25 protein-coding genes are annotated in these 26,502 nt (G+C 40.2%); 7 read left to right on the top strand and 18 right to left on the bottom strand.

Features of this window, described 5'->3' with window-relative positions:
• Window positions 1–129 precede the first annotated feature (129 nt).
• On the bottom strand, window positions 130–2,124 hold the full coding sequence (gene tkt, locus ORI98_RS10370; RefSeq protein ID WP_306135168.1) for a transketolase: 1,995 nt from the start codon (window positions 2,122–2,124) through the stop codon (window positions 130–132).
• A 484-nt stretch (window positions 2,125–2,608) separates the two neighbouring features.
• Here tkt and metK point away from each other — a divergent pair, with 484 nt between their 5' ends.
• Entirely contained in the window at window positions 2,609–3,760 is a 1,152-nt protein-coding gene (gene metK, locus ORI98_RS10375; protein ID WP_261299089.1) for a methionine adenosyltransferase, read from the top strand.
• 115 nt (window positions 3,761–3,875) lie between these two features.
• On the opposite strand, the gene ORI98_RS10380 is transcribed toward metK, so the two are convergent.
• The 3 genes from ORI98_RS10380 to ORI98_RS10390 are packed head-to-tail and all read right to left on the bottom strand — an operon-like array spanning window position 3,876 to window position 5,089.
• A complete protein-coding gene (locus tag ORI98_RS10380) occupies window positions 3,876–4,229 on the bottom strand; it encodes a hypothetical protein (protein ID WP_261299088.1) in 354 nt (117 codons plus the stop codon).
• 21 nt (window positions 4,230–4,250) lie between these two features.
• Window positions 4,251–4,805 carry a GNAT family N-acetyltransferase gene (locus ORI98_RS10385; RefSeq protein ID WP_261299087.1) on the bottom strand — a complete coding sequence of 185 codons (555 nt, stop codon included), beginning with the start codon at window positions 4,803–4,805 and terminating at the stop codon, window positions 4,251–4,253.
• Window positions 4,802–5,089, bottom strand: a complete 288-nt coding sequence (locus tag ORI98_RS10390) for a hypothetical protein (RefSeq protein ID WP_280925444.1) — start codon at window positions 5,087–5,089, stop codon at window positions 4,802–4,804. Before ORI98_RS10390 ends, ORI98_RS10385 begins: the two co-directional genes overlap by 4 nt.
• Before the next feature lie 100 nt (window positions 5,090–5,189).
• On the opposite strand from ORI98_RS10390, the gene ORI98_RS10395 reads away from it, so the two are divergent.
• Complete coding sequence (locus tag ORI98_RS10395) at window positions 5,190–5,606, top strand: META domain-containing protein (RefSeq protein ID WP_306135169.1); 417 nt, start codon at window positions 5,190–5,192, stop codon at window positions 5,604–5,606.
• 134 nt (window positions 5,607–5,740) lie between these two features.
• Entirely contained in the window at window positions 5,741–6,211 is a 471-nt protein-coding gene (gene argR / locus ORI98_RS10400) for a transcriptional regulator ArgR (protein ID WP_188840763.1), read from the top strand.
• A 130-nt stretch (window positions 6,212–6,341) separates the two neighbouring features.
• On the opposite strand, the gene ORI98_RS10405 is transcribed toward argR, so the two are convergent.
• From ORI98_RS10405 to ORI98_RS10430, 6 genes are all read right to left on the bottom strand, one after another.
• Complete coding sequence (locus ORI98_RS10405) at window positions 6,342–7,280, bottom strand: Dyp-type peroxidase (RefSeq protein WP_261299085.1); 939 nt, start codon at window positions 7,278–7,280, stop codon at window positions 6,342–6,344.
• 121 nt (window positions 7,281–7,401) lie between these two features.
• A complete protein-coding gene (locus tag ORI98_RS10410) occupies window positions 7,402–8,430 on the bottom strand; it encodes an ABC transporter ATP-binding protein (RefSeq protein WP_261299084.1) in 1,029 nt (342 codons plus the stop codon).
• Window position 8,431: 1 nt separating this feature from the next.
• Window positions 8,432–10,063 (bottom strand): iron ABC transporter permease, encoded by a 1,632-nt coding sequence (locus tag ORI98_RS10415; RefSeq protein WP_306135170.1) that lies wholly within the window; start codon window positions 10,061–10,063, stop codon window positions 8,432–8,434.
• Between the two features lie 87 nt (window positions 10,064–10,150).
• Complete coding sequence (locus tag ORI98_RS10420; RefSeq protein ID WP_306135171.1) at window positions 10,151–11,158, bottom strand: extracellular solute-binding protein; 1,008 nt, start codon at window positions 11,156–11,158, stop codon at window positions 10,151–10,153.
• A gap of 253 nt (window positions 11,159–11,411) precedes the next feature.
• Window positions 11,412–12,161 (bottom strand): ferredoxin--NADP reductase, encoded by a 750-nt coding sequence (locus ORI98_RS10425; RefSeq protein WP_306135172.1) that lies wholly within the window; start codon window positions 12,159–12,161, stop codon window positions 11,412–11,414.
• Window positions 12,162–12,170: 9 nt separating this feature from the next.
• A complete protein-coding gene (locus ORI98_RS10430) occupies window positions 12,171–12,788 on the bottom strand; it encodes a DUF5610 domain-containing protein (RefSeq protein WP_306135173.1) in 618 nt (205 codons plus the stop codon).
• A gap of 218 nt (window positions 12,789–13,006) precedes the next feature.
• Between ORI98_RS10430 and ORI98_RS10435 the strand changes: the two genes are divergently transcribed.
• Both ORI98_RS10435 and ORI98_RS10440 read left to right on the top strand, forming a co-directional pair.
• Window positions 13,007–14,497: an FMN-binding glutamate synthase family protein gene (locus ORI98_RS10435; protein WP_306135174.1), complete on the top strand. Its 1,491-nt coding sequence runs from the start codon at window positions 13,007–13,009 to the stop codon at window positions 14,495–14,497.
• Window positions 14,498–14,651: 154 nt separating this feature from the next.
• Window positions 14,652–14,843 (top strand): hypothetical protein, encoded by a 192-nt coding sequence (locus tag ORI98_RS10440; RefSeq protein ID WP_306135175.1) that lies wholly within the window; start codon window positions 14,652–14,654, stop codon window positions 14,841–14,843.
• 89 nt (window positions 14,844–14,932) lie between these two features.
• Here the strand turns inward: ORI98_RS10440 and ORI98_RS10445 are convergent, their stop codons facing one another.
• Together ORI98_RS10445 and ORI98_RS10450 are read right to left on the bottom strand one after the other, a co-directional pair.
• Window positions 14,933–15,178, bottom strand: coding sequence for a hypothetical protein (locus ORI98_RS10445; RefSeq protein WP_261299077.1), 246 nt, complete (start codon window positions 15,176–15,178; stop codon window positions 14,933–14,935).
• 268 nt (window positions 15,179–15,446) lie between these two features.
• Entirely contained in the window at window positions 15,447–17,234 is a 1,788-nt protein-coding gene (locus ORI98_RS10450) for an ABC transporter ATP-binding protein/permease (protein WP_261299076.1), read from the bottom strand.
• 364 nt (window positions 17,235–17,598) lie between these two features.
• Between ORI98_RS10450 and ORI98_RS10455 the strand changes: the two genes are divergently transcribed.
• The gene (locus ORI98_RS10455; protein WP_261299075.1) at window positions 17,599–17,769 is read left to right on the top strand and encodes a hypothetical protein; all 171 of its coding nucleotides are present in this window, start codon (window positions 17,599–17,601) and stop codon (window positions 17,767–17,769) included.
• Between the two features lie 959 nt (window positions 17,770–18,728).
• Here the strand turns inward: ORI98_RS10455 and aroG are convergent.
• On the bottom strand, window positions 18,729–19,784 hold the full coding sequence (gene aroG / locus ORI98_RS10460) for a 3-deoxy-7-phosphoheptulonate synthase AroG (protein ID WP_306135176.1): 1,056 nt from the start codon (window positions 19,782–19,784) through the stop codon (window positions 18,729–18,731).
• Between the two features lie 334 nt (window positions 19,785–20,118).
• Here aroG and ORI98_RS10465 point away from each other — a divergent pair, with 334 nt between their 5' ends.
• Complete coding sequence (locus ORI98_RS10465) at window positions 20,119–20,925, top strand: ABC transporter substrate-binding protein (protein ID WP_306135177.1); 807 nt, start codon at window positions 20,119–20,121, stop codon at window positions 20,923–20,925.
• A gap of 222 nt (window positions 20,926–21,147) precedes the next feature.
• Here the strand turns inward: ORI98_RS10465 and ORI98_RS10470 are convergent, their stop codons facing one another.
• The 5 genes from ORI98_RS10470 to nrfA all read right to left on the bottom strand — a co-directional run bounded on the left by ORI98_RS10470 (window position 21,148) and on the right by nrfA (window position 26,247).
• Window positions 21,148–22,371 (bottom strand): tetratricopeptide repeat protein, encoded by a 1,224-nt coding sequence (locus ORI98_RS10470; protein ID WP_306135178.1) that lies wholly within the window; start codon window positions 22,369–22,371, stop codon window positions 21,148–21,150.
• A 105-nt stretch (window positions 22,372–22,476) separates the two neighbouring features.
• Entirely contained in the window at window positions 22,477–22,818 is a 342-nt protein-coding gene (locus tag ORI98_RS10475; protein WP_261299071.1) for a hypothetical protein, read from the bottom strand.
• An 87-nt stretch (window positions 22,819–22,905) separates the two neighbouring features.
• Window positions 22,906–24,156, bottom strand: a complete 1,251-nt coding sequence (locus ORI98_RS10480) for an ammonium transporter (RefSeq protein WP_261299070.1) — start codon at window positions 24,154–24,156, stop codon at window positions 22,906–22,908.
• A gap of 12 nt (window positions 24,157–24,168) precedes the next feature.
• Entirely contained in the window at window positions 24,169–24,507 is a 339-nt protein-coding gene (gene glnK, locus ORI98_RS10485; RefSeq protein ID WP_188840778.1) for a P-II family nitrogen regulator, read from the bottom strand.
• Between the two features lie 339 nt (window positions 24,508–24,846).
• A complete protein-coding gene (nrfA, locus tag ORI98_RS10490; protein WP_371931154.1) occupies window positions 24,847–26,247 on the bottom strand; it encodes an ammonia-forming nitrite reductase cytochrome c552 subunit in 1,401 nt (466 codons plus the stop codon).
• Between the last annotated feature and the right edge of the window lie 255 nt (window positions 26,248–26,502).

The following is a 26,502-nucleotide window of genomic DNA, read 5'->3' on the forward strand; positions in this document are numbered from 1 at the left end:
GCATAAAAAGATAAGTTAATAAGGCAGAAAAATAAAAACGACCCACACTGAAAGTGCGGGCCGCTTTATTATACACAATTAAACACTTAACATATAAGTGATAATTTGAGTAAGTGACTCAACTGCTTATTATGCTAATGCGTTAACCTTGTTAACCACATTTTCAACAGTAAAGCCAAAGTGCTTCATTAAATCGCCACCAGGTGCTGACTCGCCGAAAGTTGTCATACCGACAACATCACCACCAAAGCCAACATACTTGTACCAGTAATCAACGTGTGCGGCTTCAATTGCTACACGCTTAGTCACAGCTTTTGGTAATACTGACTCTTTATAAGCAGCATCTTGCTTGTCAAACACGTTAGTTGAAGGCATAGAAACTACGCGAACTTTTTTACCTTCATTTGCCAATGCTGCCGCTGAATCTAGCGCGAGCTGCACTTCGCTACCCGTTGCAATTAAAATCACATCTGCAGTACCTTCACAATCAGAAAGTACATAACCACCTTTAGCCACGTTTGCTAATTGCTCAGCGCTACGTGCTTGTGCTTTTAAGCCCTGACGGCTAAAGATTAGCGAGGTTGGCGATTTACGAGTTTCAATTGCAGACTTCCACGATACTGCGGTTTCAGCAGCATCACATGGACGCCATACCGTCATGTTTGGTGTCATACGTAAGTTAGCTAGCTGCTCAACCGGTTGGTGAGTTGGACCATCTTCACCTTGACCAATTGAATCATGGGTGTAAACGAAAATGTTTTGAATACCCATTAATGCCGACATACGTACCGCATTACGCGCGTATTCCATAAACATCATAAACGTTGCACCATAATTGATGAAACCACCGTGAAGTGATGCACCATTCATAATACCGCTCATACCAAATTCACGTACACCATAATAGATGTAGTTACCCGCTGGATCGTCTTGAATACCTTTAGAACCAGACCATAGCGTCAGGTTTGAACCCGCTAAGTCAGCGCTGCCGCCTAAAAGTTCTGGTAACATTTCACCGAAGAAACCAATTGAGTTTTGTGATGCTTTACGGCTAGCAATCCCTTCAGCTTTGTCTTGGCATTGTTGAATAAATGCTTGTGCTTTAGCTTCAAAATCTGCTGGTAAATCACCGTTTAATACACGACGTTCAAATTCAGCTGCCAATGCAGGCTCAGCAACTTTATAGGCTGCAAATTTTTCATTCCATGCATTTTCATTGGTATTGCCAGCGTCTTTAGCATCCCAACCTTTGTACACATCGGCAGGGATTTCAAATGGTGCATGCGGCCAACCGAGAAATTCACGTGCAGCTGCAATTTCAGCATCACCTAATGGTGCACCGTGACAATCGTGGCTACCAGACTTGTTTGGCGAACCAAAACCGATAATGGTTTTACAACAAATCATTGTAGGCTTATCAGTTACCGACTTAGCTTCTTCAATGGCAGCGCGAATTGCGTCACTATCATGGCCATCAACATTAGCAATAACGTGCCAGCCATATGATTCGAAACGCTTCGGGGTATCATCGGTAAACCAGCCTTCAACATGACCATCGATAGAAATACCGTTGTCATCCCAAAATGCAATAAGCTTACCTAAACCTAAAGTACCTGCTAATGAACAAGCCTCATGTGAAATGCCTTCCATTAAACAACCGTCACCTAAGAAACAATAAGTGAAGTGATCAACGATATCAAAACCAGGGCGGTTAAATTGTGCCGCTAAGGTTTTCTCAGCAATAGCCATACCAACTGCATTACTGATACCTGCACCCAATGGGCCTGTGGTCGTTTCAACACCTGGTGTATAACCATATTCTGGGTGACCCGGTGTTTTTGAATGTAATTGACGGAAGTTTTTAAGCTCTTCGATAGGCAATTCATAACCAGAAAGATGCAGTAGAGAGTAGATAAGCATTGAGCCATGGCCGTTAGACAAAATAAAACGGTCACGATCAGCCCAATTAGGGTTATTCGGGTTGTGCTTTAAAAAATCATTCCATAACACTTCAGCAATATCAGCCATACCCATAGGTGCGCCTGGGTGTCCTGAATTGGCTTTTTGAACGGCATCCATACTTAACGCACGAATTGCGTTTGCGAGTTCTTTACGAGATGACATGCTCTCTCCTGCTTGTTGATGAGGTCTAGCGGGCAATTGTGAGGGGATATTTTCCCCTACTAGGCGACTGGACGCAAATTAAAATTTACGCGGCAACTCCGCAACCAACAGTAATCGCATTTAGAAAGCGATTACTGTTCAAAAAATACGCTAAATTACCATGAGTAAGAAAATATATTGAAGCCATTGAATTGATTATGGCAGCGAAACATGCATTTTCATTATATTGATATTGTTTCACTATTTATCCATCCCCTTATTTTAAAATCACATAAAATATAATGAAGTCTTTAAATTTCAGATTGTTAATTGCGCAATATATAAAACAGGTAAATTTCACTTAATATTATTTTTTGCTGCATTGCACAATTCTGAGCATTAATTCGTATAGAGGGGTGTTATCAGATTAAATTTCGACTAGAATAGACGTCTAGACGTATAAAACTCTTTATTTTTTATCAGCAAACGACGAGATTTTCCCACTATGGCAAAGCACTTGTTCACTTCTGAATCAGTTTCAGAAGGTCATCCAGATAAAATCGCCGATCAGATTTCTGATGCGGTATTAGACGCAATCCTTGAGCAAGACCCGAAAGCTCGTGTTGCGTGCGAAACCTATGTTAAAACAGGCATGGTATTAGTGGGCGGCGAAGTGACCACCTCTGCTTGGGTTGATATTGAAGAAATTACCCGTAAAACGGTTCGTGAGATTGGTTATACACACTCAGATATGGGCTTTGATGCCGATTCTTGTGCAATCTTAAATGCAATTGGCAAACAGTCTCCAGACATCAACCAAGGTGTTGACCGTAGCGATCCTGCTGAGCAAGGCGCTGGTGATCAGGGATTAATGTTTGGTTATGCAAGCAATGAAACTGATGTATTGATGCCAGCTCCAATCACGTATGCGCACAAATTAGTTAAGCGTCAATCAGAAGTGCGTAAAGACGGTACTTTACCTTGGTTACGCCCTGATGCAAAAAGCCAGGTTACCTTTGCTTATAACGAAGGTAAAATCGTTGGTATTGATGCAGTTGTGTTATCAACCCAACACAAAGAAGAAATCAAACAAGCTGACTTAATTGAAGCTGTGATGGAAACCATCATCAAGCCAGTATTACCTTCACAATGGTTAAATAAAGAGACTAAATTCTTTATTAACCCCACAGGTCGTTTTGTTATTGGTGGCCCTGTTGGTGACTGTGGATTAACCGGTCGTAAGATCATTGTTGATACCTACGGCGGCATGGCACGCCATGGCGGCGGTGCCTTCTCTGGTAAAGATCCTTCAAAAGTTGACCGCAGTGCGGCTTATGCTGCTCGTTATGTTGCTAAAAACATCGTTGCTGCTGGCTTAGCCGATCGTTGTGAAATTCAAGTATCTTACGCTATTGGTGTGGCAGAACCGACGTCAATCAGCATTGAGACATTTGGTACCGGCAAAGTATCTGAAGAAGTGTTAATCAAACTAGTGCGTCAACACTTCGAACTGCGTCCTTATGGTTTAACAGCAATGCTAGATTTGGCTCGTCCTATCTATCAGCAAACCGCTGCATATGGACACTTCGGTCGAGAAGGCTTCCCATGGGAAGCGACTGACAAAGCAGAAATATTACGCGCAGACGCCGGACTATAATTCTTGGTATTTGCATCATAAAAAACCGCTATTATGGCGGTTTTTTTATGAATAAAATTTAGCGGCAGTAACCTTTCGAATGTCATGTTGATCATAAAAGATCTACAGCTTCACACTAACAATGATCGAAGTGCGCACTTTCAATACACATAAATCCAACCTGTTGCATGCTCATCACAGGAACGTTTATTTCATTTATCATTTCAAGTGACTTCTTATTACACTCGTCCACCAAGCTTAAACCCACCTGATATTGATTTAATTTACCGCAATCAATCCAGTAGTCTAACCATTTAACTCCATAGTGCTTAACTGATCTTGCCTCATCGCCAGTCAGCAAAATAATTTCTGCCGCTTGAAACTGTTGCCCATGGGCGGCTAACACCGACACCACTAACTTGGCATTATCAAACGCGCTCAAGCGAAGTCCAAGATAAGGTTCGAATAAAGTTTCGAATTGGTCTGACATATTCAACCCCATCATCTAAAGTTAAGGCAACTTTCGCAACAACAGATAAAAATCTCGTTGCTGAAAACCAAAATAATCCACAACTTGCATATCTGCATATTGGGTGTGAGCCTTAAAAGAACGCCCATTGTCCTCGGCAATGTAAGCCACTAAATAGCGGCTTTTATTTTTGGTAGCAAGGACAAGTTGGTTAACTAACTGCGCAAATATGCCTTGGCCACGATAAGGCTCAGCAATCCAAATCGGCCCATATTGAAGGCTATTCTCTTGATTTATCCTCAGTGGCAAACCATCTTGATCTGTTTCAAGTGAAGGCAATTTTTGAATTATTTTTTGATACAAAGCTTGCTTAGCAAAAAATCGCCATTGAGCCGCTATCACATAGCCAATAATATTAGCCCCATCTAATGCCAAAATAATCCAGTGCTGATTAATCAATTGCGTTAATTGGATTGGTGTTAACCCCTGCCCTTGAAGACTTGGATCATGCCGAGATAATTCAGCATTAACGTGTTGACGTTCCAGTTCAACTAACTGAGGCACATCTGTTAAATTGGCTTTGCGATATTGAATCACTGTTTATCCTGAGGTTTTTCTGCTGGCTGATCTGTTGATTTTTCCGGTGATGGTTGAGCATCAGCATCTGATGATGGCAATGATTGGCTATCTTGATTTTTAGCCCACTGGATCATTAATGCCACAGGGAAAGGCGCCATCATCACTAAGCCGATACCGATACAGCTGGCGACAATCAACATGCCTTGTGCTCGAAGACTGGTATCGGTGAAAAGATGCAAATAACATCCGAGCATTAATAGCATGGAACCGAGATAATGAAGTAACTTTAACGCTTTAATCATGCTGGTTTCTCACTAATAGACTGAAGACGAGTTATCACTTTGCCACAGTATCAAGTAGAATAGCCTCAATTTGAATATTCTAGGCAAAAAAGACGTAAACATGATAAAGCATTTTTTAGGCGCAGCTGCAGTTATTTTCTCTTTAAGCGCATGTCAAAATCATACAGCAATCGATAATTCAACCTCATTAGTTGGTTCGTGGCACATTGAATCAGTATTGTCTGCACCAACCATAGATTACAGTCCGGCTAAATTAATTTTTAGTGAAAATGGCCAACTCAATGGCAATACCAGCTGTAATCCTTTTATGGGCAGTTACATATTCGAGAACAATGTCCTCACGCTCTCACCAGCCGGAGCAACACGTAAAGCCTGTATTGAAGCGCTCATGACCCAAGAGCAAAAAGTCATGCAAGCCATACCGTTAGTCATGTCAGCGTCAATTGCGCAGGGGAAATTACGCTTAGTTGATCAAAATAACAAAACAATTATGGTATTAAGTAAGTTGACCAAGTAAACCATTTACTACACTGTTAAAATGATTGATATTGAATTTTTATTCATTAAAAGTGGTTTTTTCTTGACAAAAAAACCACTAGTATTCAAAATAAAGCGTTTTTCTGAATAACAACTATAAGATGAAAATACTATATGCCAACCACTAAAAATCAGGATGATCTGGTCAAAACCTTCAAAGCTATCTTAAAAGAAGAACGTTTTGGCAGTCAAAGTGAAATTGTTAATGCACTTCAAGCCGAAGGATTCGGTAACATTAACCAATCAAAAGTATCAAGAATGCTCAGTAAGTTTGGCGCGGTCAGAACCCGCAACGCCAAACAAGAAATGGTCTACTGTTTACCTGCTGAGTTAGGGGTGCCGACTGCAGGCAGCCCGCTTAAAAACCTTGTACTTGATGTTGACCATAACCAAGCGATGATTGTGGTAAGAACTAGCCCAGGTGCGGCACAATTAATTGCACGTCTATTAGATTCTATAGGTAAACCTGAAGGTATTTTGGGGACTATTGCCGGTGATGATACGATTTTCATCTGCCCTTCAAGTATCAAAACCATCGACGATACGCTTGAAACGGTTAAGTCATTATTTAACTTTAGTGAGTAATTGCTGCTAAAAATACCAATAAAAAAGCAATGCCTAGGCATTGCTTTTTTATTGGTAATACGCACATTGACTGTAATTAAACATTCCAAAAACCAGTACGTTAACTCACATTTTGCTACAAGCCCTATATTTACGCTTCATCCCACTGCATCAAAAAGTCCAATGATGGCGCAAAAAATGATGACCCCGTCAGCGCCTTAGTAAACTGCATTAAATGATCGTGATTACCATGTCCATCACCATAAATCATGCTGCGTAACATTTGCTCAAAATTATCGGGTGTTTTACAACTAGAGATAAACATGAGTCCCTGCTCTTTTACTGAGCCATAAGGCATACTTTGACGTAAAATTTCCATTGATGCACCATTAGCATCTTTTAAATTAACCCGCTTAATATGACTGGTTAGTGGCTTATCTTCGGATTCATATTCAATGTCATCTTGCTTGGTTCTACCAATGATATCTTCTTGTTTTTTAACTGGTAAACGATGCCATTTACTTAAATTGTGCGCATATTTTTGCACATGAATATAACTACCAGATTTAAACTCTGGATCTTCTTCAGCAACTAATGCCACTTGCTGACGATGACGCCCTTTGGGATTTTCAGTGCCGTCCACAAAACCGGTTAAATCGCGATTATCCATAAAGCGGAAACCACGCTCCTCTTCCACTAGCTCAACCAAGTCTTCAAACATTTGGTTAATTTCGTTGGCGACTAAATGTAAAATATCAAAGCGATCACAGCGAATATGCACAAACAAATCGTATTCAATCGCTGGCGCATCACGATTACCTTCATTCATTGAAGGAAAAGGCTTTAACAAGGCTGGACGGGCTTCTGGGTAATAGGTATCCCAAAAGTTAGCACCAATAGCCACAAAACCATTAAAAGCACTGTCAGCATACTGGTCGGTCAGTTCATAGATATATTGCGCGACACTGGCAATAGAAGGACGCAGTTGATCTTCAACGCCATCATTGGCATTAAACATTAAATAAATACTGTGTAAATTACCTTCGGCACAAATCCCTAATTGCTCGCGCGGCATAACCTGATTATCCATATTGAAACAAACCACCTACATTGTTATCGGTTTAAAAAATGAAAACTAAACACACAAGTCCAGTTACCGCTCAGTTGAATATTCTAAACCCATCATAATTTAACTTTTCGATCTGACACAATCAAAAAATAACCAAGGGGTGCGCTGGTGCAAATAAATTGACCTTTTGACCTGGTGACAGTTGTAACAGCTGGCTTCGAACTTCCAAACAATGCTCTTCAACTTTTACCCAATAATGGCATACTGTTCCAAGAAAACGTCGTTCGACAATCACGGCTAGCCCTTGTTCGTCAGCAACCAATTCAACTTGTTGAGGCCTGAGTAATAACTGCCCTTGATAATCAACAGGATAGTTTATAGACGCACTACTTTGCAACACGCCTATTGGGGATGATACTTCCATGCAACTATTTACAGTAACAGGTAAGTAATTACCTGCCCCTAAAAACTCAGCCACATATCTATCGTTTGGATGAGCATATAATTCTTCGGCTAAACCATGCTGAATAATACTCCCCTCTTTGAACAATGCCAGTTTATCAGCAAAAACAAAAGCTTCATCCTTACTGTGGGTTACAAATACCGCACTGACATTGCGTTGTTTGAGGATATTGCGGATTTCAAGCATCATCTCATTACGCACTTGCGCATCGATATTTGAAAATGGTTCATCGAGTAACAATAACTGTGGCTGATAAGCTAACGCACGAGCAATAGAGACACGTTGTTGCTGACCGCCAGACAGTTCATGCGGGTAACGCTGACTTAAGCCCGCCAATTTAACCAATTCGAGCATTTCATCTAAACGGGCTTGTCGCTCAATTTTATTCAAGCCTTTTACACCAAAAAGGATGTTATCAGCCACGGTAAGGTGCGGGAATAAGGCGTAATCTTGAAATATCATCCCAACACCACGTTGTTCACTTGGGATAAACACGTTATCACTGCTTAGCGCATCGCCATTTATCTTAATAGTCCCCTGACTGATCGGCTGTAAACCTGCAATAGCACGTAATAAAGTGGTTTTCCCACAACCACTTGGGCCGAGTAAGGCAACAATCTCACCTTGCTGTAAAGTTAAATTGAGTCCGTTTAAAATCACCTGTCCTTGGTAATCACTAAAGACATTTTCAATCGTAAGAGTCGACATATTAGCTCGTGTGCTCCAATGAACGGTTGAGATAAATTAACGGGATTAGTCCTACAAAAACAATCACAATAGCCGCTAATGCGCCATGTTCTAGTTTTTCATCGGACACAAACTGGAAAACATAGGTTGCTAGGTTTTCAAATCCTATTGGACGTAATAATAATGCTGCGGGTAGCTCTTTCATGCTTTCAATGAAAACAAGCAACGCGCCAGCCAATAATCCTTTGCGAAGTAAAGGTAAATGTACGCGCATTAGTAATTGTTTAGGCGTTTGCCCCATAGTGATACTTGCCATGTCTAATGAAGGTGAAATCCGTTTGTAACTGTTTTCAAGGCTACCAATCGCAATGGCTAAAAACCGCACAGTAAATGCAAAAACGATTGCTATTGCACTTCCAGTAAACACTAAACCTGGGCCTCTCGCCCCAAACCAATCATAAACATCGTTAATCGCAAAATCTAAATAGGTCAGCGGCACTAACACGCCAATGGCTAACACTGTGCCCGGTAACGCATAACCGGTACTGCTTAAGCGTGATGGCAATGAATCTGTTGAACGTGGGCTAACTCGGCGAACAAACATTAAAATGAGTGCTAACAATAAACAAATACCACTGACAACTATAGCAATATACAAGCTGTTCCAACTGTATTGCCAAAAACGGTCATCCCAGCTTTGATCGAAATATTCAATCGCATAACCTGTGAGCACAATAAAGGGCAATAAAAATGCTAGGAACAATAAGGCTGAACAATAAAACCAGGCACCAGCAGCTTTTAACCCATCAAGGCGATAGCGATCAGCATCATTAAGCGCACTTTGTTTTTGGAATAATTCCTGTTTACGTCGAGCAAATCGTTCAACACCCACTAAGGTAAAAATCACTAACAACATGATTGCTGATAACTTAGCTGCTGCCGTTAAACTGCCATAACCTAACCAAGTATCGTAAACGGCAGTGGTTAAGGTTGGCACTGCAAAATAGCTAACCGTAGCGTAGTCGGCAGCGGTTTCCATCGCCACTAACGCAACCCCAACAGCTAATGCTGGACGCGACATAGGTAAGGCTAAACGCCAAAAACTGCGCCAGGGGCTACATCCCATGATACGTGAAGCATGTAATAAACTAGAAGATTGCTCCATGAAAGCTGTACGAGCAAGTAGATAGATATAAGGAAATAACACCAGTGACAGCATAATTGCTGCACCACCTATACTGCGAATTGCAGGGAAATAATAATCATGTGGAGAGCTCCATTGAAACGCAGCTCTTAATGCACGTTGTACTGGACCTGCATAATCCAACATATCAGTGTAAACATAAGCGACAATGTAAGCAGGCATGGCTAGTGGCAATAGTAATAGCCATTGAAAATAACGCCGACCGGGAAATTCACATCTAGCGACAAACCAAGCGGCTGGCACAGCAATCAGTAATGAGCCGATTCCGACCAACAACATCAATAATAGGCTGTTAGCGATATAAGTGGGGAGTACCGTATCAAACAGGTGGCTAAAAACTGCTTCATCGGGAAATGCGGCTTGCACAATTAATGCAATAAGCGGCAGTATGACCACTGCCGCAATTGAGTAACCAGCAAGCGACCAGCTTCTGGTTAGACCTAAAATCATAACTACTATCCAGTTAAATCAATACGGCGTTATCCTGAACACCGTATCGAATGACAATGCAAAACTGGCTTTATATCAATATTGATATTAAAGATCGAACTTAACTTCATCTAACAGCTTCACTGCCGCTTGATGATTTTCCGCCAATTTATAAATAGGAAGTGAATCTGCTTTGAATTCCCCCCATGATGCCACAAGTTTCGATGGCTTAACATCCGCTTTTACTGGATATTCCATGTTAACATCAGCATAAGCTTGCTGAGCAACATTAGAAGTTAAAAACTCCATAAGCTTGATTGCATTATCTTTATTAGGTGAGAATTTAGCCAGCGCCATGCCTGATACGTTGATATGTGCACCGCGGTTATCTTGGTTAGGGAAGTTAATATAAACCGCTTCAGCCCAACTCTTTTGGTTCTCATCCATCATCATATTGCCATAGTAATAGCTATTACCAATGGCAAAGTCACACATTCCCTCTTTTACCGCTAACACTTGATCACGGTCATTACCTTGGGGTTTACGTGCTAAGTTAGCCTTCACGCCTTCTAACCACGTTTTTGTATCAGCTTCACCGTGGTGAGCAATCATAGATGCGACTAATGCGACATTGTAAGGGTGCTTACCGCTACGAGTACAAATTTTACCTTTGTATTCAGGCTTAGCAAGGTCCTCATAATTAATATCCACTTTACCTATACGGTCTTTTGACGAATACACGTTACGAACACGCATTGTTAGCGCATACCATTCATTTTTAGGTGAACGGTAGACTTCAGGAATATTATTATTAATAACCTCGTTATTAACTGGAGACACTAAGTCTTTTTCAACTAGCTCCATTAAACGAGAGAAATCAGAAGTTAATACAACATCGGCGGGAGATAAACGGCCTTCGCGCGCAATACGTTCAGCAATACCATCTTTAGCAAAGACAACATTTACTTTGATCCCCGTATCTTGAGTAAATTGCTCTAAGATAGGTTCAACTAAAAATGCTTGTCGATATGAATACACAGTTAACGCATCGTCCGCCATGGCTGAGTTGGCTAAACATGCTAAACCTAAAACTGCTGCGCCTTTTACCATTTTCATTTCCACATTCTCCCTTGTCGTTAAGAACCATTGAAAGCAATTAACATTAGCAATGATAATAATTATCAATCGCGCAAAGAGTAAATGATCGGCACTGAAGGAGCAAGTGCCTTTTTGGAAATTTGTATTGATATTGATTTAGATCACGTGATTTATTGAAGCTTAGGTGCTGCCCCCCCCTAGTTGATTGAGTTTCAATCAACTAGGCGCGTTTATGCTTCTAATATATAACAAGCAATAATAGACTGATTGGTTACCAGTATTTTTCAACAGTAATTTGCCCAGGAGCTCGTCTTAAATTTTTAGCGAGTCCCAACTCTAATAACACACTTTGCGCTTCGGTTATCATCCCTGGGTTACCACAAATCATCACTTGCGAATTTTCAGGATTTATATCTAATGCGACTTTTTGTTGTAAAAGCCCACTTTGAATGGCTTCAGGGATCCTACAGGTTAGTGCATCTTCAAATGGTTCGCGGGTGACGATGGGGACAAACACAAACTGATGAGGATATTTGGCTTGTAGCTGTTTGATCAAGTCTAAGTAAGCCAGATCTTTAGCAATGCGAACGCCATACACTAACACCACTTTTTCAAATCTTTGCCAGGGCTCATCTGTTAATAACATGGATAAAAAGGGACCAACAGCAGTGCCAGTAGACAGTAACCATAGGTGTTTACCTTGTAACACGCCTTGTGGAATTTCATCTAGGGTCATAAAACCAGTGGCTTTCGGGGTAACTTCAATGTTATCTCCTGGATTGAGAGATTGTAAATCCGGTGACAACAATCCATCTTCAACAGCAACGGCTAATATTTCAACATAGTCACTGCCTGGTGGGTTTACCACTGAATAAGCTCTTGCCACCCGCTTATCGTCACGGACCTGACTCAATTTGATAAATTGACCAGCGGTATAAGGTTCTACTGCCGCTTTAATTTTTAATGAAAACAATTTTTCATTCCAATCAATTCTTTCCAGCACCTCACCTGTTACCCACATAATTCATCCTTATTCTTTTAGGTCATTGCTTGAAGGTAGCATGTCTGACTTAAACTTGGCTAATCCACTTTGAATAAGTTCATAAGTGTTCTCCACACCTGCTGCTATATCACCTTGCAACACTTTTAATCCAGAAAGGATTTCTTTCGCTTGACCAAAACCGTCATCTATCGCTTTAGTAATTTTGTCCATAAAGCTATGTAACTGCTGTTCATAATCACTTTCTGGATTTTGTTGTTGATGCAATGCAAAAAAGCCCGTCGCAAATTGCAAGATACGATCTGCGGTGGCCGCTGGTGAATAATCAATCTCAGCTCCCGCCATCGGCTTAGCTGGAGTATTCTCACCCAATACCAGATCTAACTCTGAATCAATGGCATCGATTGCACTGCGATACAATAGCGCCATTGATTGATCGCCAGACGCTAATGTAACTTTTTCCTGTGCGGCCAATATTTGTCCATTCATTAACCGCTTGGTAATTTGGCTTACCGACATATTGGTTTTTTGTTCAACCGCAGGAGTGATTTGTGTTTGACCACTGTCGGCGGCTTTTTGTTTATCTTTGTCAGCCGGACTCGACACGGATGCATATTGCGCGAGATTTCGGGTTGATTTGATTTCCATAACGTTCGCCTTATTTTTAAATTGATGTATCTTTATCGACGTTTAAATTTTAACCTAAAGAGATAATTGCAAAAAACACCCACTACACCCAATATTAGCAATAAAACAACAGCATTTACGGCGAATATCCATATAAAAAGGGATAAAGCTAACCGTCAGTGCTATTTACCTCATACCATTTCAGTATTGTGGAAATAGATCGTTATTAAGGATAATAAATGCAGCTTCAACCGTGGATTTTATGGGGAATTGATCTTTTTTCTGGACTGTTTCTTATTCTTTTTTGGGTAATATTGATCGGCGTTGTCTATATGTACATCGCTGATAAATTACAAACAAAGCAAGCAATTAGACATAATTATCCAGTAATAGGACGCTTTCGCTATTTGTTCGAAAAACAAGGTGAGTTTTTTAGGCAATACTTTTTCTCCCATGATCGTGAAGAACTGCCCTTTAATCGAGCGGAACGAAGCTGGGTGTATCGTGCAGCGAAAAATGTTGATCGCACTATCGCATTTGGATCAACACAACCGCTCGACAAACAAGGCAGTATTTTATTTCTTAACTCTGCATTTCCGATTAGCGATCATGCTCATCAACCACCAATTGCAGTAACTGTAGGTGAATTCTGCACTTCACCTTACACCACTGACAAAATTTGCCACATTTCAGCTATGAGTTTTGGTGCATTATCAAGACCTGCTGTTACCGCCTTATCCCACGGAGCAGCTCAAGCAGGGTGTTGGTTAAATACAGGAGAAGGCGGATTAAGTCCGCATCACCTTAAAGGCAATTGCGATTTAGTCTTTCAAATTGGTACAGCCAAATACGGGGTACGCAATGAGCAAGGTCAACTTGATGATAACAAACTCGCGCAAATTGCAGCCCATCCACAAGTAAAAATGTTTGAATTAAAACTCAGTCAAGGCGCTAAACCCGGCAAAGGGGGAATTTTACCTGGTCTAAAAGTGACGGAAGAAATTGCCCATATTCGAGGTATCCCTGTTGGTGAGGACTCAATTAGTCCCAATGGTCATCCAGAAATCACTTGTGTGGCAGATATTTTAGATATGATTGCCCAGATTAGACAAGCCACGGGAAAACCAACCGGTATTAAAGCTGTAATTGGCGATATCAGCTGGATTGAAGATATGTGTGATGAGATTTCACGCCGGGGAATAGAACACGCGCCTGACTTTTTCACGCTGGACAGTTCTGATGGCGGTACAGGAGCGGCACCACAAGCACTAATGGATAATGTTGGATTACCACTAAGAGAGAGTTTGCCTAGATTGGTTGATCTATTCATTCAAAAAGGATTACGTCAACGCATCAAAATTATAGCCACTGGTAAGTTGGTGATGCCATCTTATGTTGCATGGGCGCTGGCTACAGGTGCAGACTTTATCGCCTCGGCCAGGGGGAATATGTTTGCGTTAGGGTGTATTCAATCTCTTCAATGCAACAAAGATACCTGTCCAACAGGGATCACCACCCACAATAAACGGTTGCAACAGGGATTAGATCCCAAAGATAAGTCAACACGTGTGGCCAGCTATAACCATTACTTACATTATGATTTAGTCATGATTGCGCATTCTTGTGGGGTACATGATGCGCGATTGCTAACACGAAAACATGCTCATATCGTGATATCAAGCGGTGTGTCGATTTCTTTAGATCAGCATTATAAGCACATGGTTATATAAGTAGCTGTCAATATACTCCCAAAGTATTACTTTTAAGCTAACGTGTTATCGGCTAAACTACAGTATGATACTTCTGTCACATTACTCAGGTAAATTGGAAGATACATCACTTACATCTGCTATGCATCGGTAACACGCTTTAAAGGATAGAAACTTGGATAGGAAAAACCATCAAACCGTGCCTAATAACAAAACCGCCAGCTACAGCTGTCAAAATTGTGACCGTCTAACTGAAATTGAAGGCGAAATGGTGTGTTTTGAGCAAGGAAAAATAACCCGTCTCATCCCACTAGACAAACCTGACACGCTAATCAAGCTTGTCTGTATAGGGTGGCAGAAAAAATAAGCCGTTATTCCCTCTTTTATATCGATAGATAAACTGTTTGGTACCGCGAGATTAATCTGTTAATGAACGCAACCTGTTAGGACAAACAATTATATCAGTATATCCTTATCTTTAGATTGCTTAATTATCTGCTCATTTAAATCATCCGCGGATAGCTTAGATAAAGTGACCCCTCGAGTTGTTACTCTTAAACCCGCGCAAAGCTCATTATAAACATTGTTAATGTCATCATCTGACAACTCACGTGTTTTTAGCATAGCCATAATAGCAAACCAGTCGGTACTCACTTTATGCTGAGTTCCTTCTAATGCTGCTATTAAAGGAATATTTTGCATCTGCCCTCTCCATATGCCATTGGCACTTAACAATATTTTACTTTAATTGAAAATTGTTCACTGCTTGATAAGCCAAATGAAAGGCTTGAAAATGAGACTATTAACTAGCCTCAGATATATTGATTTATCAATTACAATTAACCACAAATCAGGGGTATGAGTTGCCCCCCAAAAATCGATCACTATCTAGTGTTTGGCAATTAATTATACTCATACCCGATAAACAAACACAATTTTTAACAATTCCTCAAATGCATTTTTATACTTGCTAAGATGCTTGCTCATTCTGAATCTGCCATAAATGGGCATATAATCCTTGTGCAGTAATTAAGTCAGTATGATTGCCAACTTCAACCACCCGCCCTTTGCTGAGCACAACTATAATATCCGCATCAATAATGGTCGATAATCGATGAGCAACCACCAAGCTGGTATGTCCTTTAGCAGCATCCCTCAGCGCATTTAAAATGGCCTTTTCTGAACGACTATCTAAAGATGAGGTTGCTTCATCAAATACCAGAAATGGCGCTGATTTTAAAATAGCCCTTGCAATGGAGACCCTTTGTTTTTCACCGCCCGACAATTTCAAGCCTCTCTCACCCACTTTGGTTTGCCATTGTTGAGGTAATGACGCAATAAAATCACTCAAATGCGCCATTTGTGCCGCTTGCTCTATTTCAGCTTGTGTCGCACTGGGTCTTCCGTATCGAATGTTTTCATACAAACTATCGTTAAATAGCACGGTATCTTGAGGCACTATCGCAATGGCTTGGCGTAATGCTTGCTGAGTAAGATGGCGAATATCGGTACCATTGATAGATATGCAGCCTTTATTAACGTCATAAAAGCGAAACAATAACTTTATTAAAGTTGACTTACCAGCTCCGCTATCCCCTACTACGGCCACTTTTTTGCCTAAAGGCACTTCAAAGCTGACGTCATGCAAAATTTGTCTTTCATCGTATTGAAAGCTGACATTTTCAAATTTAATTGTCCCTAATTTAGGTGATTGATGAATGGCATCATCCATATCAACGACTTTTGGTTGTTTATCTAAAATATCAAACATACGCTCAATATTAGCCAAAGCGCCTCTGATTTCACGGTAAACAAATCCTAAAAAATTAAGTGGAATAAATAACTGCATCATAAAGGCGTTAATCAATACAAAGTCGCCAATACTCATGGTGCTTTGCGAAACTTCATACGCTGCGAGCCCCATCATGGCTGTCATGGCGATAGCAATAATAAGCGCTTGCCCTGCGTTCAAGGCAAATAGTGATAAACGGTTTTTTCTTTTGGCCACTTCCCACTGACTCAATGCAGAGTCATAACGTTCAGACTCATGGGATTCGTTGTTAAAATATTTAACCGTTTCATAATTTAACAAGCTATCAATTGCACGAGTATTCGATAATGAATCAGCCCTTGCAGCCTCGCGTACATACTCAGTTCGCCACTCAGTCGCCATGACCGAATACCCAATATAAGCCATCACGGACACCAAAGTGATCAAGGCAAAACTGATACCATACTGAAAGAAGAAAATACCAATAACTAAAGTGATCTCAAGCAAGGTCGGCACAATGTTAAATACCATAAAGCGCATTAAAAAACTGACGCCGCTGGTGCCCCGTTCAATGTCGCGTGATAATCCGCCAGTACGGCGATCTAAATGAAAATCTAAATCTAGCCTATGCAAGTGATCAAATACCGCAAGGCCTAAACGCCGAATGGCCCGCTCAGTGACTCGACCAAAAAGCGTGTCTCGTACTTCACCTATGACCACATTGAGAAATCTTATTGCGCCATAAGCAAGCACTAAACCAATCGGTGCTGCAACGATAGCCGTAGCCATTGAGGTATTTTGACTTAAGGTGTCGACCATTTCTTTTAGAATAAATGGTAAACCTACACTGGCTAATTTAGCCACAACTAAACACGCCATCGCCAAAGCAACTCGACCTTTAAACTCAATTAGGTAGGGCCATAGCATTCTTAATACTTGCCAGTTTAACTTACCTACTGGTCCTTCAAAATAGGCGGATGGCCGCATATTTAACTCCAAATAATGTGCAATCAATCAAATTGACTTTGGTGGCTGTATTTATTAAATCTGATGATAACACTTTCTAATAAATTACTTTGTTAACAAGTTAGCAAACTCGTCATGGGAGATCCCTATCAATAATAGTCTTAACAACTATCAGTGGTAATACTTTAGACTTACATAAATTTTAAAATCATATTCAAATGTACTATTATTTAATGAAATGAAGCCGAATTTATGTCTTTTTAGCCGAATTAGAGTTATTTCTATATTCAGAATTTGTTACCCTTTGCTTGAGTCGGTCGCATAGTGAGATAATTTGTTGCCGTAACCGTTTATCGAGCACCACGATTTTTTAGGAAGCGTTATCTTGGAAAGTACGAATGTAAAATACCCCCCATTACAGCTCATTCAAACATGGGTGTGGATGATGATAGAGTCAGGTAATCCAGAGTTACAGGATAAAGGCCGCAATAATCTCATTTTAGCCTTTGGCACACTTGCAAAAGCCAACCAATATCTAAGCGAAAATTCGAAGTAATCTATACTTTGGGTTAGTTACTTTATATAGGAATGCTCAACCCTCTTTTTTGAAGGAGGGCAAAATATTGTTTGCGCTAATGTTTTATACGAAAGCGATATTAATTGCTTAGTGCAAATGATTGGGTAATATTCTGAAGTTGAAGTTGAAGTTGAATTGAAATTAAAATCAACATTCAATTGGCTTAGCCAACAGCGCTAAAATCCCCCCTTTTTCCTCACTCCCTTTAGTTATCTCGTTAATTTAAGTTAGTCATGTTTCTAGGGGCTGTATATGCTGAATACTGTGACTATTGAATGAACAAAATTTCGCCTTCAAGTGATTAACTTGATCTGCGCGATCATACATGAAAAATATCCACAGAAACCTACGTATGATTTGAATATTTATATAGTAGGGTAAACAATAACTGTTTATTTTTACTTATTATTTTGCAGTCAAAAAGGAGATTGATAATTCATGAATTCGGTTTCCCTTGCAGTGATTGAAGTCAGTTTAGACACAAAAATCACTTCAGCTTCTGTTGGGCTATCTATGGTGGCAACGCATTAACTCGTTACGACTAGATAACCCGGATGCAGCCATTAGAGTCAATGCCAAAGAGTTAATCGATATCGATACTACGGGCATTGCATTTCTTTACGATTAATCGTCAACGAGCCTGAAGAATTACTCGTTTTTAGATTCATTTTGATTGATAAAAACGGTATCTGAGTTTATATTTTGATTCAATTACTTAGTGGTGTTTAGATTAGTATTTAATATGCTGATTTATTGTTGTTTTTCGAGGTGCAGTACCGCGTTAAATGATATTTTAAAGCGGCTTGCTACAGCTATTTCTGAACAGTAATAACCAAGCATAAGGGCTTATTATTTATCGCCTTGTTTTCACATTAACTGTGACAGATTTAAAATTGAATATGCATAAAAAAGGCGCTTTTAGCGCCTTTTATTTTAACCTATACCCCTCGGCGTTTTATCACGCTGTCACTTAATGTAGCCAGTAATGATTCAGTGTCTGGCCAACCGATGCAAGCATCCGTTACGCTCTGGCCATAGCAGGCCACTTTACCATCGACAATATCCTGGCGACCTTCTACAAGGTGGCTTTCAACCATCACGCCAAAGATCCCCTGATTGCCTGCAGATATTTGTGATGCAACATCTTCTGCCACTAGCATTTGGCGTCGATAATCTTTAGCGCTATTTGCATGGCTAAAATCAATCATCACGTTGTCAGCAAGGTTTGAGGATTTTAGCTGTGCCTGAATGACACTGACATCTTTAGCACTGTAGTTAGGCGCCTTTCCTCCGCGAAGAATAATATGACAATCAGGATTACCTTTGGTCGACACAATCGCGGAATGACCAAACTTAGTTACAGACAAAAAGTGGTGCGGAGCATTCGCGGCACCAATGGCATCAATCGCTACCTTAATGGTGCCATCGGTACCATTTTTAAAGCCAACAGGACATGATAAACCCGATGCTAGCTCTCGATGCACCTGAGATTCAGTTGTACGGGCACCAATGGCTCCCCAACACATCATATCTGCCACATATTGCGGGGTAATCATATCTAAATACTCACCCGCAGTTGGAATGCCAAGATCGTTTAAATCCACTAATAATTTTCTGGCCGTGCGTAGACCATCATTCAGTTGAAAACTGTTATCCATATAAGGATCATTTATCAGTCCTTTCCAACCGACTGTCGTACGTGGCTTTTCAAAGTAGACTCGCATAACCACTTCTAGCTGATCGGCATATTTTTTACGCATTACCGCTAATCGTTGGCCGTATTCTAGCGCAGCTTTAGGATCATGAATTGAGCAAGGACCAATCACCACTAATAAACGGTCATCCTTTCTGGCTAAAATGTTGTGAATGTTATTTCGTGCCGTAAATACCGTTTCTGATGCATTTTCGGATGCTGGAAATCGCTCTAGAATCGCAATAGGAGGTAGTAACTCTTTGACTTCATTGATGCGAACATCATCATTTTGGTAATACATATAATACAACTCCGGCTTTACAGGCTAAATTTAAACCACTTTACATTTATTTGTCCCAAATATCGGGTTCTAATGGTAGATGATATTAAAATTTACCCATTATCCACTGATAAATCAATAAACTATTCATATTTTAATATTTAAATCTTATACTGTTGTTTTTAAATAAAATTAACATAACGTTTTCAATTTTAATCATAATTAATTATCAGCATGAAAGCTAATTGCCATATCCTCAGCAAAATACTCTTTGAGTTGTTATGCTTTAAGATCGAGAATGATAAAAAGTTAGAGTGAATCCGCAAACATTACCGCTTAAAGAGAGGGGCGTGAATTGAAACATACTCAATACAAAATAAGCTTTAACATCAAGCCGATACTTCTCGGATTTTTGGCATGCTTTAGTTTTGTATTAACCAATGAGGTGACTTTGGCTGCAGAGGGTAAAACAATCAACTTTGCCACCAGTAGTAGTATTGAACCTTACTTTTTTGTCGATAAGAAGGGCGGCCTTCAGTATGAGCTATTAAATGCTGCCTTAGAAATGAGTCATTTGCAATTAGGTGAGATTACGTTTGCAACTAATCGCCGAGCGTTACGATTAGTCAAAACAAAAAAAATTGACTGCATTATTAATGCCCCTTCAAATAGCGATGGGTTATTCTTAACCCAAAGCTTAATTGATTATCAAAATAGTGTGTTTTTTCTAACTAAGAACAAGCTCAAAATAGATACAATACAAGATCTTAAGCATTACTCTTTAATAGGGTTTCAAAATGCAGATCATTTCTTAGGTGAAGAGTTTTTTGATTTATCAAAGACTCATAAAAATTATAACGAAATTGCTAGCCAACAAAATCAGGTCTTAATGTTATTCAGTGAACGTATTCAAGCAATTATTCTTGAACGCCAGATTTTCAATTATTACCGCAATCAATTAAACGATCGGATAAAATTCCCTTACGAAGTGACTCAGGTGATTTTATTCGACCATTCCCCCCGTTATATTGCCTGCCATGATCCAGACACCACTGCTTTAGTTGATGAGGCTATTTCACACCTAAAACAAACCAATCAGTATCAGCAAATTTTACTGTATGCTGAACAAGGCAACTACAAACTGACTGAACAAATTAAATAATCTAAAACTGGCTAAAAGATTTGCGAACTAATTAATATCATCAAATCAAAAACCTACCGATTCAGGCAGAGATTGTTAGTGATAACCAAGTCAATTCAATGCAGTTTGCCTTGGAAATTACCGCTGAAGATTGATTGACCAGTGCTCTGGTTACATAGTCTGTTAATAACGCTTATTTCAAAATAATTTATCCCAATTGTGATCATTTTACCGAAAAAATGACTACCATCGTTTCATCGCTTGAAGCTTACTTTGGTATCTACGCTTACTGTCTTCATCCCCTGTTAACGCTAACGCCTTTTGCATATTTTTTTGGGCTAATCTGTGCTCTCCCGTTGCCCAGTAGGTTTTGGATAATCCAAAATAAAACTCATGCCGATAATCAGCCTTTGCCAATGCACGTTTGTACCATACTAATGCTTCTTGATAATGCTGCTCGAAATAAGCCTGCTGAGCCATATCATAATAATAGAAAGGGTTATTTATTCGGCTTAACTCTAAAATTTTATGCACTTCAGCCCATTCTTCCAATCTGTCTTGTTCACCTAAGATGAGAGCTAGATTAAATAGGGTTGTCATATCTTCTTTATCCATTGATAGAGCAGCACGATAGGCCTGTTCGGCCTTTTGGTTATCACCTTTGTGACGATAGATCACTGCAAGGGTATTAATACTTGGCACAAAACTCGGATCGATTTTTATACTTTGTTTGATTAACGCATACGCTAGATCATATTGCTGCTCGACTAAAGCCTCTGCAGCAACATTGTTATAGTACATTGCGGTCAGCGTTTGTTTATTCACAATGGTTTTACTGTAACCACGGACGGCCCGCTCAGGTAAAAAATCGACCAATATTTTACGATCGCTGAATGCCACCACATTGGCATCGATTGCCGGTGATAAGAATAAATTTACATGGCCATTTACCAAGTAAAATCCACCGCGTTTATCCCAAATAGGTTCAACATCGATATCTTGAAACTCAACGGGAATATTAAATGCTTCAGCCAGTGCAGCAGACAACACCACTAATGACATGCAGTTACCCTCTCTCACGGTAGAAGTAATACTGGCTGGACGGGTAAAATGATCTCGATATTCAAAGCCACCATTTTGTGCGCCAATGTATTGAGATAACCATTCATGAGGAGAGATATTTTTATGACGAATATTTTTGTCTTTATAATAATCTTGTTTAACTTGAGCAATGTATTCGCGAGGCAAGGCATAAATTTGTTCAGGTGTGATGACATCAACAGGCATGAATAACTCATCATGGAACAAAGGTTCTATGGCAATAGTTTGGTTAGATTTAGGAGTGGTTTGGCAGCCAGACACTAAACTTAAAAAAGCAACAAATAACAGGATAGTGATAAATCCCCTATCGCTTTGTTGGCCAGAATAAAGACGCATTACGTACTGCGTAAAGGAAATGTTTAACATAACCTAAGCCTCTTAAACGAGATACGAATAAGGTAAGTTTAGTCAAGCATTGCATTTTCAGCCAAAAAATCACTTCAAATGGTATTCAGCAGTAGGTGATATTCTCTATCGAGATGGTTTATATCCGTTAGGTTGATCGATTTGAATATATAACTCTTTGTTTTGATATTGATAAGGACGATAAGCCAAGCCGTTACAAGTAAAGTAACGATATGGCACAGCCATAGGCAAGCATCCTAATGGTAATGATTGCAGAATTTGAATTTGTTGCTGCATTCTCAGTGCTTCTTGCCACTCATAATCTTTGATTACCTGATCTCTTACCGCAAAAGCATCGAAAGACTCTGAAGACTTTCTAACGACAACCTGACCAGCTGTAGATAACCCACTGAACAATAAGCCGCTTAAGGCAATAGTGAGACACGCCCGCTTTGTTAATTGCTTCATAACCCCTCCTGCTGTGTGATCAGGTTTAATCTAACACATAAAAAACAGAGCCCAAAAGGACTCTGCTTAATCATAGCGCGTATATTACTAGCCTGCGGTTTTAACACTCACAAACTCTGGATAAGCATCAATACCACAATCAGAAGCGTCCATACCGTTGTACTCTTCTTCTTCTGTTACACGAATACCCATAGTGACTTTCAGTACAAACCATACTGCTAGTGAAGCTGCAAATACCCAACCAAAGATAACACCTGCACCAAATAACTGAGACCCAAAGCTCGCATCAGCATTTGATAGCGGCACTAACATCAGACCTAAAAATCCAGCTACACCGTGAACTGAAATTGCGCCTACTGGGTCATCAATTTTAATACGGTCAAAGCCAATAATAGAGAAGATAACCACGCCACCAGCAACCAAACCAATTACACCAGCCATTACCAATGAAGGTGATAGTGGGTCAGCAGTGATAGCCACTAAGCCCGCTAATGCACCGTTTAAAATCATGGTTAAATCAGCTTTACCCCAAACCATTTTACACACAATCAAGGCTGATACTGCGCCAAACGCTGCGGCAGAGTTAGTGTTAACAAAGATTTTAGCAACTGCTGAAGCATTCTCAGCATCTGACACTAATAACTGTGAACCACCGTTAAAGCCAAACCAACCCATCCATAAAATAAACATACCTAAAGTCGCCATAGGCAAGTTAGACCCAGGAATAGGATGAACTTGACCATTTGCACCATATTTTCCCTTACGGGCTCCTAGTAATAGTACCCCTGAAATTGCAGCGGCTGCACCAGCCATGTGCACAATGCCACTGCCTGCAAAGTCAACAAAACCTGCTTCAGAGATAAATCCGCCACCCCATGTCCAGTAACCTTCAACAGGATATATCACTGCGGTCATTACCACTGAGAAAGCAAGGAAAGCCCATAGCTTCATACGCTCGGCAACGGCTCCAGATACAATCGACATTGCTGTTGCAACAAACACCACTTGGAAGAAGAAATCAGATTCAAGTGCATGATCTGCGTCGGCGGCTTGTGTACCGATTAACGCCGCAAAGGATGGAATAATGCCACCTTCTGCATTATCAACGTACATGATGTTATAACCCACTAGCAGATACATTACACAAGCGATGGAATATAAACACACGTTTTTAGTTAAAATCTCTGTGGTGTTTTTTGAGCGAACCAAACCCGCTTCTAACATTGCAAAGCCAGCTGCCATCCACATGACTAATGCACCAGAGATTAAAAAGTAGAAGGTATCTAACGCAAAGCGCAACTCGCTAACTGTCAGTCCTAATTTTGCTAATTCTTCCATTATGATCGCCCCTTATAATGCTTCGTTATCAACTTCACCCGTACGAATACGAATGGCTTGTTCTAACTCAGTGACAAAAATTTTGCCGTCACCAATTTTTCCGGTATGAGCTGCCGTAGTGATAGCTTCAATTAACATGTCTAAGTTTTCTTCTTTAGTGGCAATCTCTAATTTTACTTTTGGTAAAAAATCCACTTGATATTCGGCACCACGATACAGCTCTGTATGCCCTTTTTGACGACCAAAACCTTTCACCTCAGTAACTGTCATACCTTCGATGCCCATACCTGCAATGGCTTCACGGACATCATCTAGCTTAAATGGTTTGATGATTGCGCTGACGAGTTTCATCTCGACCTCCAAAAATTAATAAAAAGACATCTTGTTATGCATTTGTTGCAATAACAGATTCAATCATCAGGCCAACTATTTAACTAACTGTATTTAAATGAAAAGATGATTTTTAGCAGTAAATTGCATGACAAATAAGCACCATGATGGTGCGCATAAAAATCCGCTTGCTTGATCTTGGTGCGAAGTTTAAAGCGCGAAAAGACACATAACAGCAACCCATCTTGAGGTTGAAATCAGATTATTTATGCGAAAAAAAAGCCCTCAGAATGAGGGCTTTTGATGTTGAAGTTTTAATTCAGAGAAATTTATTCATTAACCTGAATAACACTTAGCTTGTTACTTGTAAGTTGCTTCGCGTTTTTTAGCTTCTTCTTGCCATTTAGGCACAACATTCTTCTTGAATGCGTCTTTTTCTGCATTCATCGTTTTCATGTCCATACCTAATGCAGCTTGTGCTTTAGCTTTAGTAGATGTATCTGGGTAAGCTATTGGTTGCTTAACACCTTTAGCCGCTAATAATTGAGCAAGCTTGATACGGGCATTAGCCGCTTTATCTACAGAAGTACCTAAAATACGTAACGCTTCATCAGCTGCGTGAGCTGCAACACCATGTGATGCTGTTGCATAGTCCCAACGCCATTGTGAATGACGGATATCCATAAGGATAGGCTTCATTTCAGCTTCAGTTGCACCCGCATCCCAAGCCGCTTTTGCTTCAAAGTGAGCTTTAACAAGTTGAGTTTCAGCGCTAGTTTTTAGCTCATTCACTTTCTTCTTACGTTCATTAGTTAAATCAACCATGAACTCTTTGCTTTGGTTATGACAAGTCGCACAGGTTTCTTCGAAACGATCAAATGGGTTACCCACTTTATGATCGGTGAATTTACCTTTGCCGTTTGCTTTAGCCACTTTAGGCATATGACAATCGGTACAAGTTACGTTGTTTTTACCATGAACGCCTAGCTTCCAAGTTTCATAACCAGGGTGCTGTGCTTTTAGCATTGGTGTTTTAGATACTGCATGAGTCCAGTCAGAGAACTCCATGCTGTCATAGTAAACTTCCATCTGCTCAACCGTGGTACCCATATCCCATGGGAATTTCACAAAACCTGGACGGTCTGCAGTTTTCTCAAAGTAGTACTCTACGTGACATTGGCCACACACCATTGATTGCTTGTCTTTACGAGAAGCTTTATCAAATGGCGTACCAATTGTCTCCATTGCGCGCTCTGCGAATGGACGAGATAAACGTAATTTAGCAGAGCCTTTTTCATGACAGTCAGCACAACCGATAGTATTGACTATCTCTGGGCCGCCTTTAGCCCACTTGCCAGCAAAATAACCATTTTCGCCTTGTTCTTCAATTACACGAGGAACATCAGGACTTTTACAGCTCCAACATGCCATTGGCATTGGGCCGTCTTCAGCATTTTTTGGGGCACCCGTACGCAATGTATTAGTAACATCAGTTACTGCATACATATGGCCACGTGGCGCATTATAATCCTTAGCAAAACCGTAACCTGCCCATAGCACAACTAGGCTAGGCACTTCTTCAAGCATATCAACAATTTCTTTGCTTTCTGCTGTGTCATGCCATGATTCATATTGCGCTGCATATTTATCTTTGTATACTTCATTGCGGGGTTCAGTTTTATCGCTTGCCATTGCTCCAGCAACCATAAAGCTGGCCGCAATAACAGCACTTAGTGCAGTTGTTTTTACGTTCATCTTCATCACCTTTAACTCCGTGTTACTTTATATTTAATTAATAACCACGATATCTCCAAGGTCAAAATTAGCTAGTTTATCACCAACAAAAAATACCCCTTTAGGAGTATAGTTATAGAAGTATGCGCCAGATCAATATGTGAACGTGTTGTATCTCACATTTTTTCAAATTTGTTAATGTAATAAAGTGACCGCTAATGTAGAACTCTCTGTTTGCAATACTTGTAGCCTGTTTTAAACAACAAAATATGACACACTTAT

The sequence above is a fragment of the Shewanella sp. ULN5 genome (assembly GCF_030731885.1).
Lineage (GTDB): Bacteria > Pseudomonadota > Gammaproteobacteria > Enterobacterales > Shewanellaceae > Shewanella > Shewanella holmiensis.